This is a genomic window from Parazoarcus sp. PS-13 R2A (genome assembly GCF_057621855.1).
In genome coordinates this window covers 84,555-96,613 of record NZ_JBYEXN010000002.1, presented here as the reverse complement: position 1 = coordinate 96,613, position 12,059 = coordinate 84,555, and the positions used below count along the sequence as shown (strand labels likewise).

Sequence of the window (12,059 nt, the reverse complement as noted above, 5' to 3'; positions counted from 1 at the left end):
TATTTTTGATGTTGCGCATCGTTCAATGCCCGGCGCCGAGATCCTGCTCGAGCCTGAGCAACTCCTCACGCTGTGGTGCCGACATGTCGCCACGCGAGGCAATGCTCACGCACACCGTGCGACACAGATCGGCGAAGTTCGGATCGACGATCCGGTAGATGACCTGAGCGCCATCCCGACGACGATCCAGCACCCCGGCGCGATACAGCAGATTCAGGTGGCGCGAGGCATTTGCCTGCGTCAGCCCGATCGCCTCCACGACCTCATTGACCGCACGCTCCTCACTGCACAGACAGTGAAGAATCTTGAGTCGAGTGGGCTCCGCCAGCAGTCCAAAGTACTCAGCCACGCTTTCGAAGACCTTGTTCAACTCGTTCATGACGCGCTCGGCCTTATGCACTGATTAGATCAATCTATAACCATACACGTATATGGTCAACTACTAATATTTGTGCATTGCGCAAAAATCATCTCGCCGGAAAATTCCAAAGGAATGCGCGAAAAACGGTGCTTTGAATGCAAAACAGCTGGGATATACTGATTTGGCGAAGTGCCTTTCGAGCGCAAGAGACGCGCCCGCACGTGGTCGCAGCGCCGGTCGATGGCGTTCGCACACATCAAGAAATCAAGAGGAGGAAGACGTGAACGCCAAACTCGCACTCACCACGCTGTGCCTGGCGAGCCTCGCCGGGCTCGCGCATGCGAAAGACCAGGATCCCAATCTGGCGCGCAACCTGGCTGCAACCTGCGCCAACTGCCACGGCACCAGCGGCAAGAGCCTCGGAGGCATGGAAAGCCTCGCGGGCGAGCCCAAGGAAAAGCTCCTGCAGAAACTCGCCGACTTCCGCTCTGGCGCAAAACCGGCCTCGATCATGCACCAGATCTCGAAGGGTTACACCGACGAGCAACTCGACATGATCGCCGCGTACTACGCAGCGATGAAGTAAGAACCGGGGGAGAAAACAATGCAGAACAGACGCGATTTCCTGAAATCAGCCGGCGTGCTCGGTGCCGGCTCCACCCTGCTTGGGCTCGCCGGCTGTGCGGGCATGGCACGCGCTTCGGGCGGACATGTGGTGGTGGTGGGCGGTGGCTATGGCGGCGCCACGGTCGCCAAATATCTTCGCATGTGGAGCGAAGGCCGGGTCAGCGTCACGCTGATCGAGCGCAACACCGAGTTCGTCTCCTGCCCGATGTCGAACCTCGTCATCGGCGGACTGAAGAACATGGCCGACATCACCATCAGCTATGACAATCTGCGCACGCGCTGGGGTGTGAAAGTCATCACCGATGAAGTGCTCGCGCTCGATGCAAGCAAACGCACCATCAGTACCGCACGCAACGGCGTCATCGCCTACGACCGTGTCGTCCTCTCGCCCGGCATCGATTTCATGTCCGAGCGCATCGGCGGCCTCGCCGGCAATGAAGAGCATATCCCGCATGCCTGGAAGGCCGGTCCGCAGACGGTCGTGCTGCGCCAGCAACTGCAGGACATGAAGGATGGCGGCGTGTTCGCCATGCACATCCCCAAGGCCCCCTACCGTTGCCCGCCCGGCCCCTACGAGCGCGCCTGCGTGGTGGCCAATTATCTGCGCAAGGAAAAGCCGAAATCCAAGGTGCTCGTGCTCGACTCAAACGGTGAGATCCAGTCGAAGAAGGCCCTCTTCACCAAGGCCTTCGAGGGCTACAAGGGCATGATCGAGTACATGCCCAACAACGAGTTGCGCAGCGTGAATGCAGCCACGCGCACCGCCGAGCTCGACTTCGAGAAGGTCAAGGCCGACGTGCTCAACGTCATCCCGCCGATGCGTGCGGGCAACATCGCCACGCAGTCGGGTCTGCCGCTGATCAACGACCGCTGGGTTGATGTCGAGTGGCTTGGCTACGAAGCCCGTGGTGTGCCAGGGGTGCATGTCATCGGCGATGCGCTGTTCCCGGCGCCGACAATGCCGAAGTCGGGGCACATGGCCAATCAGCAGGCCAAGGTCGTGGCGGCCGCCATCATCAACCTGCTCGCGGGACAGGCACCGAACCCCACTCCGGTGGTCATGAACACCTGCTACAGCTTTGTCGACGAAAAGAACGCCGTGCACGTCGCGTCGGTGCACCAGTACGACGACGTGAAAAAGCAGCCGATGCCGGTTTCGGGTGCGGGCGGCGTGTCGGTTGCGGCAAATGAGATCGAGGGCAAGTTCGCCCATGCCTGGGCACAGAACATCTGGGCCGACATGCTGACCTGAGGCCAGCGCCGCTGCGGCACACCTGATGCATGCATGACGAAGGGGCCCGGACGGGCCCCTTCCTTTTTGCACTGCCGACTCAGTTCAAGGAACTGATGTAGAGTGCAACAGACCTGATCTCAAGCTCGGTCAGCCTGGAGGCAATCGAATGCATCACCGCGTTGTCGTTGGTGCGGTTGCGCGTATTGAACGAGCGCAGCTGTCTTTCGATGTACTGCGGCACCTGCCCCGCGAGCCTGGGCAGTTGCGACGTTCCGAGCCCCCGCTCTCCATGGCAGGACGCACAGGCGGCCACGCCTGAATACTCGTTTCCGCGGCGGAAGATGAAACGACCGATCGCCGCCAGTTCGCCATCCTGCACGTCCTGCGCACGCGTCGGCTTCTTCTCGAAATAGACGCCGAGGGCCAGCATCTCCTCAGGAGAGAGGTCGGCTGCCATGTTCACCATGGTGTCGCTCTGACGCCGGCCGGCCTTGAAGTCAGCCAGCTGCTTGGCGATGTACTGATAGTGCTGCCCGGCCAGGCGCGGATACAGCGCGGTTGTGCTCTCGCCTTCTACACCGTGGCAAAGAAAGCAGCGCCCCATGTTGATCTCTTCTGCGCGTGCAAGGTCGACCTCGGGAAAATCCGCCGCCCCGGCTGCAGACGACACGCACAGCGCCAGTAAGCTCGAAACTACCGCATATTTCCAGTGACTCATCATCGTCTCCCGCCTATTCTTGTGTCTGGACAGGAAAGACTATCAGAACTCGCTAATACATCAAGCGCGTGCCACACGGGGCATTCAGCCCTCGGCAGCCCATCCCAGCTCCATCACCCACGGCCCCGTGCCGGCATCGAGCGCAGCCAGGACGTAAGGCACGACCGGTTCGGGCAAGGCGTCGCGATCAAACCACGCCAGGTGGTCGCACTTTGTCGGCTCGCAGATGACGGGATCCCCCGTCCAGTCGCGGGCGAGCATGAAGAAATCGATGCGGTTGGTGTCGGACAGGCGGTGCACGACACCGAGGAACTGGAGGTCTGCCTCACGCAGCCGCAACCCGGTTTCCTCGCGCATTTCACGCACTGCCGCCTGATGCACGGACTCACCGGGCTCGATATGCCCGCCGGGGAGACTGTACTGGCCGTCAAAGAAACCGGTGCCCGAGCGCCGCATCAGCAGAATGCGGCCCGCTGTCTCGCACAGCACATGCACACCGGTTGGAATACCTGGATGCGTCATGCCTGCTCAATGCTTTCCGGTACTGCCGAAACCACCCGCCCCGCGTTCGCTGGACGCAAAATCGTCAACGACGTTGAAGCCCACCTGCACCACAGGCACGACCACCAGTTGCGCGATGCGCTCCATCGGCTGAATGGTGAACACGTCGCGGCCCCGGTTCCACACGGAGACGAAAATCTGCCCCTGGTAGTCGGAGTCGATCAGACCCACAAGGTTGCCCAGCACGATGCCATGCTTGTGCCCGAGACCCGAACGCGGCAGCACCATCGCTGCGAGCCCGGGATCGGCGAGGTGAATGGCGAGACCACTGGGCACCAGCGTCGTTTCGCCCGGATGCAGCAGGATCGGCGCGTCGAGGCAGGCGCGCAGATCAAGACCGGCCGCACCCTCGGTGGCGTACGCAGGGGGATGGCCCTTGAGGCGGGCATCGAGCAACTTCACATCAATGCGTTGCATGACTCTTCCTTGTCAGTTGTGCTCTCGCCCTGCGGGCGCGAGCAGATTCGCCAGATGTTCGACAATCTCTTGTGCCAGCGCCGACTTGGCCGCGCGCGGCAGCGGGTGGCGGCCACGCTCATCATAGAGAACGATGGTGTTGTCGTCGCCGCCCATGCCGTCTGATACCAGATTGCCCACCAGCATCGGCAGCTTCTTGTTCTTGCGCTTGCCTTCGGCGTAGGCATCGAGATCACGGCTTTCAGCCGCAAAACCGACACAGAACGGCGCATCGGGACGTGACGCCACCTCAGCGAGAATGTCGGGATTGGGCGTCAACTCGATGCGCATTGTATCGCCCGACTTCTTGATCTTGTGCTCTGCAGGCTGCAGCGGCCGGTAGTCCGCCACTGCCGCCACGCCGATAAAGACGTCGGCCGCAGGCAAGGCATCAAATACCGCGGCACGCATCTCGAGCGCACTGCGCACATCGACCCGAAGCACCCCGGCAGGCGTAGCCAGCGCAACCGGGCCACTCACCAGCACCACCTCGGCGCCGGCCCGCGCACATGCCGTGGCGAGGGCATAGCCCATTTTGCCCGAACTGGTATTGGTGATCGCGCGCACCGGATCCACGGCCTCGAAGGTCGGGCCCGCCGTCAGCACCACCTTGCGCCCGGCAAGGCGCTTCGGCGTGAAGAAGGCAAGCACCGCCTCCAGGATCTCTTCCGGCTCAAGCATCCGCCCCATCCCGACCTCGCCGCACGCCTGCTCACCTGCAGCCGGCCCGATGATCGTCACCCCGTCGCCAGCCAGTGTTGCCGCGTTGCGTTGCGTCGCGGGATGCTCCCACATCTGGCGATTCATCGCAGGCGCCACCAGCAGCGGGATGTCGCGCGCAAGGCACAGGGTCGTCAGCAGGTCGTCGGCGCGGCCCTGCGCAAGCCGCGCAAGACAGTCGGCTGTGGCAGGCGCGACCAGCACTGCGTCCGCATCGCGGCTGAGGTCGATGTGGGCCATGTTGTTATCCATGCGCGCATCCCACAGATCCGTCCACACCGGATTGCCCGACAGCGCCTGGTAGGTCACGGCGGTGACGAAACGCGCGCCCCCCTCGGTGAGTACCACGTGCACATCGGCGCCCGCCTTGACCAGAAGGCGGACCAGCTCCGCCGCCTTGTAGGCCGCGACGCCTCCGGTAACGCCGAGAACGAGTTTCCTGCCCTGCAGTTCATTCATGACATTCAGGTTAAACTATCAGTACATTGGTATAAACGGGATCGCCATGGCAATCACCGACTGGCCCGAATGCGAACGTCCTCGAGAAAAGCTGCTTGGTAGCGGCGCGCACGCCCTTACCGACTCGGAACTGCTCGCCCTGTTTCTGCGCGTCGGCATCCGCGGACAGACCGCCGTCGACCTCGCGCGCAATCTGCTGTCCCGCTTCGGCTCACTCACACGCCTGTGCAATGCCAGCGCGGAAGAGTTCTCCGCCGTTCCCGGCATGGGGCTGGCGAAGTATGCCCAACTGCAGGCGGTGATGGAACTGGCCCGACGCGCCCTGGCCGAGCAGATGAGCGAACGCAGCCTGTTCGACTCACCCACCGCCGTGCGGGACTGGCTGCAACTTCACCTTGGCCACCTGCCGCATGAAACCTTCTGCATTCTCCTCCTCGATGCCCGCAACCGCCTCATCGAAGCCGTCGACCTGTTCCGGGGCACGCTGACCCAGACCAGCGTCTACCCGCGCGAGGTCGTCAAGCTCGCGCTCGAACACAACGCCGCCGCCGTGATTCTCGCCCACAACCACCCGTCCGGCGCGGCCGAGCCCAGCACCGCAGACGAGTTGCTGACCCGCACGCTGCGCAATGCGCTCGACCTCGTAGACATCCGGGTCCTCGATCATTTCATCGTCCCGGCCCACGGCCGGCCGCTGTCTTTTGCCGAACGCGGACTGCTGTAGTCGCCTGCAACAATCGAAGGATGCAAATCCTGATAATGCACTTGCCTTAACCCCTGCTCTTACGCTATCCTCCATCGTTTTCGCAATCCGAATTCCCTGGAGCATCGTATGGCTCGCGTCTGCCAAGTGACCGGTAAAGCACCGATGGTGGGAAACAACGTTTCCCACGCAAACAACAAAACCAAGCGTCGTTTTCTCCCCAACCTGCAAAACCGTCGGTTCTGGAGCGAATCCGAGAACCGCTGGATCCGCTTGCGCGTATCCAATGCCGGTCTGCGGACGATCGACAAGAAGGGCATCGACATCGTCGTTGCCGAACTTCGTGCCCGCGGCGAAAAGCTTTAAGCCCTGGCGTTAACCCTGCGGCCCAGCGCCGCGCGAACTGAACGGAGAACGCCATGGCAAAAGGCATCCGCGAAAAGATCAAGCTGGAATCAACCGCCGGCACGGGTCATTTCTACACCACGTCGAAGAACAAGCGCACCACCCCGCAGAAGCTCGAATTCAACAAGTACGACCCGGTCGCGCGCAAGCACGTCCCGTACAAGGAAATCAAGCTGAAGTAAGGATGCAGCGGGCTACGGCCTGCTACGTTCGGCGTCAGACGCCGCGCGTTACATGCTCCAAAAGAGAAAGGCCACCTTTGCAGGTGGCCTTTCTCTTTTGGCTGCGCCACCGGGGCGCAGCCTAAGCATAATCAGGCGCTCTGGATATTCGAAGCCTGCTTGCCCTTCGGACCCTGGGTCACGTCGAACGAAACCTTTTCACCTTCCTTCAGGGTCTTGAAACCGCTCATGGTGATGGCGGAGAAGTGTGCGAACAGATCGTCACTACCATCATCAGGCGTAATAAAACCAAAACCTTTGGAATCGTTGAACCACTTAACAGTGCCAGTTGCCATATTGCCTTAATCCTTCAAAGTGACTTAGTACAGCCCGGGGCCCTCCCGGACGGCGCGTCAATCAGGCATTCGAACATTTCACCTGACGCCTTTGTCGATTAACCGACAAGCCGACGACCGACTCAACGCTTGCAACACGCGATCAACACACGTCTCGGTTTTTACGCACTTGTCCGCATAGCGTCAACGGATAAATGCAGGCACTGAGCTGCTGCATCGCAACAACATCCTGCACTTTCCGCCCCTTCATGGCACGTTTCTGGCTTGAATTCCAGTGCGATTCATGTGACGACGCGGCGCAGGGAAGACCTTGATATCCCTTTTTCCAACCCCAGATATTCTGGCAAACGCTCAGTTGCACTCTGCATCGAGTTGATTAGAATGAGTCGCATGGCCACTCAGAAACAAGACGGATTCGTACTGGAAGCAAAGCGGACAAGTACTCGTCCGCCCCCGCTCTTCAAGGTGCTTCTGCTGAACGACGATTTCACACCAATGGATTTCGTTATCGAAGTTCTGCAGAAATTTTTTGCCATGGACCGCGAACGCGCCACGCGGGTCATGCTCCAAGTCCACAGAGAGGGCATGGGCGTGTGTGGTGTTTTTCCACGGGACATCGCATCAACCAAGGTGGAACAGGTCGTTTCCCATGCTCGTCAGCACCAGCATCCGTTGGTATGCGTGATGGAGGAAAATTGAATGATCGCGCAAGAACTTGAAGTCAGCCTGCACATGGCCTTTGTCGAAGCCCGGCAGAAGCGTCATGAGTTCATCACGGTGGAGCACCTGCTGCTCGCACTGCTCGACAACCCCTCTGCCGCCGAGGTGCTTCGCGCCTGCGCCGCCAATACCGACGAACTCCGTCGGGAACTGACCAACTTCATCAACGAGCACACGCCCAAGGTTGAAGGAAGTGACGAGATCGACACCCAGCCGACGCTCGGCTTCCAGCGCGTCATTCAGCGCGCCATCCTGCACGTCCAGTCGTCGGGAAAAAAGGAAGTGACCGGCGCCAACGTCCTGGTGGCAATCTTCGGCGAGAAGGATTCTCATGCCGTCTATTTCCTCCAGCGGCAGAACATCTCGCGCCTTGATGTGGTGAATTTCATCTCCCACGGCATTGCAAAAACGCCCCAGGGTGGTGCATCCCCGCAGAACCGCAGCGAACCCGAACAGGGCGAGCAGGAGCAGGAAGAGAAAGGCGCCGGTGGCGCGCTCGAGAACTACACCCAGAATCTCAACCAGCAGGTCCTGATGGGCAAGATCGATCCGCTCATCGGACGCGACAAGGAAGTCGAGCGCGTCATCCAGACCCTGTGCCGTCGGCGCAAGAACAATCCGCTGCTGGTTGGTGAGGCGGGTGTCGGCAAGACCGCCATCGCCGAAGGCCTCGCTCATCGCATCGTGGAAGGACGCGTGCCCGAGATCCTCGAGAACGCTCAGGTCTTCTCGCTGGACATGGGTGCCCTGCTCGCGGGCACCAAGTACCGCGGCGACTTCGAACAGCGCCTCAAGGCGGTGCTCAAGCAGCTTGTAGAGAACAAGGATGCCGTCCTGTTCATCGACGAGATCCACACGCTGATCGGTGCAGGCGCAGCATCGGGCGGCACGCTCGACGCCTCCAACCTGCTCAAGCCGGCGTTGTCCTCCGGACAGCTGAAGTGCATCGGCGCGACCACCTACAACGAGTTCCGTCAGATCTTCGAGAAGGATCACGCCCTGTCGCGGCGCTTCCAGAAAGTGGACGTGGTGGAACCCTCGGTGGCCGAAACGGTGGAGATCCTCAAGGGGCTGAAGTCGCGCTTCGAGGAGCACCACGGCATCAAGTACTCGGCATCGGCCCTTGCCAGCGCAGCGGAGCTGTCGGCCAAGTACATCAATGACCGTCACCTCCCGGACAAGGCGATCGACGTCATCGACGAGGCCGGCGCCGCACAGCGCATTCTGCCCAAGTCGAAGCAGAAGAAGACCGTCGGCAAAAACGAGATCGAGGAAACGGTTGCCAAGATCGCCCGCATTCCGCCGCGCTCGGTGTCCAACGACGACAAGACCGCACTCAAGACGCTCGAGCGCGATCTCAAGAACGTCGTGTTCGGTCAGAACGCTGCCATCGATGCGCTTGCGAAGGCCATCAAGATGTCGCGCTCCGGCCTGGGCAATCCGGCGAAGCCCATTGGCTCTTTCCTGTTCTCCGGCCCGACCGGGGTGGGCAAGACCGAGGTCGCCCGTCAGCTGGCCTACACGCTCGGCATCGACCTGGTTCGCTTCGACATGTCGGAGTACATGGAGCGTCACGCGGTCAGCCGTCTGATTGGCGCGCCACCGGGTTACGTCGGCTTCGACCAGGGCGGCCTGCTCACCGAGCAGATCACCAAGAAGCCGCACTGCGTGCTCCTGCTCGACGAGATCGAGAAGGCGCATCCCGACATCTACAACATCCTGCTGCAGGTCATGGATCATGGCGCCCTGACCGACAACAACGGCAGACAGGCGGACTTCCGCAACGTGATCATCATCATGACCACAAACGCGGGCGCCGAGACGATGCAGAAGTCGGTGATCGGTTTCTCCGCCAAGCGCGAAGCAGGCGACGAACTCGCCGACATCAAGCGCATGTTCTCGCCCGAGTTCCGCAACCGGCTCGACGCGACGATCTCGTTCAAGGCGCTCGACAGCGAGATCATCCTGCGCGTTGTCGACAAGTTCCTGATGCAGCTCGAAGCCCAACTGCACGAGAAGAAGGTGGAGGCCCACTTCACCGATCAACTCAAGGCCTGGCTGGCCGAGCAGGGTTTCGATCCGCTGATGGGTGCGCGGCCGATGGCGCGACTGATCCAGGACACCATCCGCTCGGCACTGGCGGACGAGCTCCTGTTCGGACGGCTCGCCAGCGGCGGCAAGGTCACGATCGATCTCGACGAAGACGACAAGGTCAAGCTGGTGTTCGATCAGCCGGAAGTTGCAACCGCCTGACCCTCCGGGTGTGGGCTCAGGAAAGCGCGACCAAGATGGTCGCGCTTTTTTTTCGCCCCTGCCCGGCTGTTCGCCGGCACGGCCCCTCCGTTATGATCACTGCCTGAACCCGATCCGAACCCAATCACACAGGGAGCTCTCATGCCTATTCAGACAGCCGATCTTTGCGACGCCCACGAAGACAAGGTCAGCGTGGTTGCACCGATGTTCCGCAGTTTCGGTGGCCGCAGCGCCTTCGGCGGCGCCATCAGTACACTCAAGCTGTTCGAGGACAACGCGCTTGTACGCAAGACACTTGAGTCGGCAGGCAATGGTCGTGTGCTGGTCGTCGACGGCGGCGGCTCAATGCGTTGCGCACTGGTCGGCGATCAGCTCGCCGAGCTCGGCGTGAAGAACGGCTGGGCGGGCATTCTCGTCTATGGCTGCATCCGTGACTCGAAAGCCATCGGCGAAATGGATCTGGGCGTATTCGCACTCGGCACCCATCCACGCAAGACCGTCAAGCGCAATACGGGCGAGCCTGAGCTACCGGTGACCTTCGGTGGCGTCACCTTCACGCCCGGACACTATGTCTATGCTGACGAGGACGGCGTGATCGTCTCGGCCACGCCGTTGATCTGAACACCGGACCACTTCCAGGCCCTCGATCGTCGGGCATGTTCTGTGCGCCGCAACAGGACATGCCCGACTTTTCATTTCACCAGCCTGATTCGCGTTCCACGATACAAAATATTGAAAACAAGTTACTGTTTTAATTAAATAACTTTTTTTCTTATGTCTTATATAAGACATATTGCTGCTAAGCAGAATGCAACCTATACTGTTTTGCAACCGGCGCTGATTTCTCCCTCGAATATGCGCTGGCAGAAATCGATCGGTTGAGCCGGTTCCTGATCCCGGCAAACCCTGGTTGTCCCCCCTTATCAAACAGACAAGGAAGCATGATGAACCTGACTCGCGAACAGCAAATTGCCGCCCTCGAAAAAGACTGGGCCGAAAATCCCCGCTGGAAAGGCATCAAGCGCGGCTATACCGCTGCTGATGTCGTCCGCCTACGTGGTTCCTTCCAGGTCGAGAATACGCTGGCCCGCCGCGGCGCCGAAAAGCTGTGGAGCCTGGTGAACAACGAGCCCTACGTAAACTGCCTCGGCGCACTGACCGGCGGTCAGGCCATGCAGCAGGTCAAGGCCGGCATCAAGGCGATCTATCTGTCCGGCTGGCAGGTTGCCGCCGACAACAACGAATACGCAGCCATGTACCCGGACCAGTCCCTGTACCCGGTTGATTCGGTGCCGAAAGTCGTGGAGCGCATCAACAACGCCTTCACCCGCGCCGATGAAATCCAGTGGTCCAAGGGTGTAAACCCGGGCGACACCGGCTACATCGACTACCACGCTCCTATCGTGGCTGACGCCGAAGCAGGTTTCGGCGGCGTGCTGAACGCCTTCGAACTGATGAAGGCCATGATCCGCTCCGGCGCTGCCGGCGTGCATTGGGAAGACCAGCTGGCTTCCGTGAAGAAGTGCGGCCACATGGGTGGCAAGGTGCTGGTCCCGACCCAGGAAGCCGTACAGAAGCTGATCGCTGCCCGTATGGCTGCGGACGTCTATGGCGTGCCGACACTGGTGATCGCTCGTACCGATGCTGAAGCAGCCGACCTGCTGACGTCCGACTACGACGAGAACGACAAGCCCTTCCTGACCGGTGAGCGCACTGCCGAAGGCTTCTACAAGACCAAGAAGGGTCTTGACCAGGCCATCTCCCGCGCCATCGCCTACGCTCACTACGCCGACCTGGTGTGGTGCGAGACGGGCACGCCGGATCTGGAATTTGCCCGCAAGTTCGCTGAAGCCGTGCATAAGGTCCACCCGGGCAAGATGCTGGCCTACAACTGCTCGCCGTCCTTCAACTGGAAGAAGAACCTGGACGATGCCACCATCGCCAAGTTCCAGCGCGAACTCGGCGCCATGGGCTACAAGTACCAGTTCATCACTTTGGCTGGTATTCACAACATGTGGTACAACATGTTCGACCTCGCCCAGGACTACGTCGCACGCGGCATGTCGGCCTACGTCGAGAAGGTTCAGGAACCGGAATTCGCTGCTCGCGAGCGTGGTTACACCTTCGTGTCGCACCAGCAGGAAGTCGGCACCGGCTACTTCGACGAAGTGACCACCGTCATTCAGGGCGGCAAGTCCAGCGTGACCGCACTGACGGGCTCCACCGAAGAAGAGCAGTTCCACTAAGCCGAACGATTTCGGGGGCGTTTTTTTCCGCACCCGGATTCAGTCGCAAGAAAAACCGCCCGGTGCAAATGCACCGGGC

Annotated in this window: 15 protein-coding genes; 9 read left to right on the top strand and 6 right to left on the bottom strand. The window is 60.7% G+C overall.

The genetic code is table 11. The annotated features are described in order from the left end of the window. Nucleotides 1–22: 22 nt before the first annotated feature. Nucleotides 23–379 carry an ArsR/SmtB family transcription factor gene (locus tag AC22G6_RS02395; protein WP_108949180.1) on the bottom strand — a complete coding sequence of 119 codons (357 nt, stop codon included), beginning with the start codon at nt 377–379 and terminating at the stop codon, nt 23–25. Between the two features lie 262 nt (nt 380–641). On the opposite strand from AC22G6_RS02395, the gene AC22G6_RS02390 reads away from it, so the two are divergent. Both AC22G6_RS02390 and AC22G6_RS02385 read left to right on the top strand, forming a co-directional pair. Next, entirely contained in the window at nt 642–947 is a 306-nt protein-coding gene (locus tag AC22G6_RS02390) for a c-type cytochrome (protein ID WP_108949181.1), read from the top strand. Nucleotides 948–965: 18 nt separating this feature from the next. After that, complete coding sequence (locus tag AC22G6_RS02385; RefSeq protein WP_487365453.1) at nt 966–2,240, top strand: FCSD flavin-binding domain-containing protein; 1,275 nt, start codon at nt 966–968, stop codon at nt 2,238–2,240. A 79-nt stretch (nt 2,241–2,319) separates the two neighbouring features. Here AC22G6_RS02385 and AC22G6_RS02380 read toward each other — a convergent pair whose 3' ends face one another. The 4 genes from AC22G6_RS02380 to coaBC all read right to left on the bottom strand — a co-directional run bounded on the left by AC22G6_RS02380 (nt 2,320) and on the right by coaBC (nt 5,136). Continuing rightward, nucleotides 2,320–2,940, bottom strand: coding sequence for a c-type cytochrome (locus AC22G6_RS02380; protein ID WP_487365452.1), 621 nt, complete (start codon nt 2,938–2,940; stop codon nt 2,320–2,322). A gap of 84 nt (nt 2,941–3,024) precedes the next feature. After that, a complete protein-coding gene (locus tag AC22G6_RS02375; protein ID WP_487365451.1) occupies nt 3,025–3,462 on the bottom strand; it encodes an NUDIX hydrolase in 438 nt (145 codons plus the stop codon). Nucleotides 3,463–3,468: 6 nt separating this feature from the next. Further along, nucleotides 3,469–3,918 (bottom strand): dUTP diphosphatase, encoded by a 450-nt coding sequence (dut, locus tag AC22G6_RS02370; RefSeq protein ID WP_108949185.1) that lies wholly within the window; start codon nt 3,916–3,918, stop codon nt 3,469–3,471. A 12-nt stretch (nt 3,919–3,930) separates the two neighbouring features. Continuing rightward, a complete protein-coding gene (gene coaBC / locus AC22G6_RS02365; protein WP_487365450.1) occupies nt 3,931–5,136 on the bottom strand; it encodes a bifunctional phosphopantothenoylcysteine decarboxylase/phosphopantothenate--cysteine ligase CoaBC in 1,206 nt (401 codons plus the stop codon). A gap of 46 nt (nt 5,137–5,182) precedes the next feature. Here coaBC and radC point away from each other — a divergent pair, with 46 nt between their 5' ends. From radC to rpmG, 3 genes are all read left to right on the top strand, one after another. Then, on the top strand, nt 5,183–5,860 hold the full coding sequence (gene radC, locus AC22G6_RS02360; protein ID WP_108949187.1) for a RadC family protein: 678 nt from the start codon (nt 5,183–5,185) through the stop codon (nt 5,858–5,860). 108 nt (nt 5,861–5,968) lie between these two features. Further along, nucleotides 5,969–6,205, top strand: coding sequence for a 50S ribosomal protein L28 (gene rpmB, locus AC22G6_RS02355; protein WP_108949188.1), 237 nt, complete (start codon nt 5,969–5,971; stop codon nt 6,203–6,205). 53 nt (nt 6,206–6,258) lie between these two features. Then, on the top strand, nt 6,259–6,426 hold the full coding sequence (rpmG, locus tag AC22G6_RS02350) for a 50S ribosomal protein L33 (RefSeq protein WP_108949189.1): 168 nt from the start codon (nt 6,259–6,261) through the stop codon (nt 6,424–6,426). Nucleotides 6,427–6,557: 131 nt separating this feature from the next. Here rpmG and AC22G6_RS02345 read toward each other — a convergent pair whose 3' ends face one another. Continuing rightward, nucleotides 6,558–6,761 (bottom strand): cold-shock protein, encoded by a 204-nt coding sequence (locus AC22G6_RS02345; protein ID WP_108949190.1) that lies wholly within the window; start codon nt 6,759–6,761, stop codon nt 6,558–6,560. 390 nt (nt 6,762–7,151) lie between these two features. Here AC22G6_RS02345 and clpS point away from each other — a divergent pair, with 390 nt between their 5' ends. The 4 genes from clpS to aceA all read left to right on the top strand — a co-directional run bounded on the left by clpS (nt 7,152) and on the right by aceA (nt 11,980). Next, on the top strand, nt 7,152–7,460 hold the full coding sequence (clpS, locus tag AC22G6_RS02340; protein ID WP_108949191.1) for an ATP-dependent Clp protease adapter ClpS: 309 nt from the start codon (nt 7,152–7,154) through the stop codon (nt 7,458–7,460). Next, nucleotides 7,461–9,734 carry an ATP-dependent Clp protease ATP-binding subunit ClpA gene (gene clpA, locus AC22G6_RS02335; protein WP_487365449.1) on the top strand — a complete coding sequence of 758 codons (2,274 nt, stop codon included), beginning with the start codon at nt 7,461–7,463 and terminating at the stop codon, nt 9,732–9,734. It abuts the gene before it with no gap. A gap of 141 nt (nt 9,735–9,875) precedes the next feature. Then, complete coding sequence (gene rraA / locus AC22G6_RS02330) at nt 9,876–10,355, top strand: ribonuclease E activity regulator RraA (protein WP_487365448.1); 480 nt, start codon at nt 9,876–9,878, stop codon at nt 10,353–10,355. Between the two features lie 323 nt (nt 10,356–10,678). After that, complete coding sequence (gene aceA / locus AC22G6_RS02325; protein WP_487365673.1) at nt 10,679–11,980, top strand: isocitrate lyase; 1,302 nt, start codon at nt 10,679–10,681, stop codon at nt 11,978–11,980. The last annotated feature ends 79 nt before the right edge of the window (nt 11,981–12,059 follow it).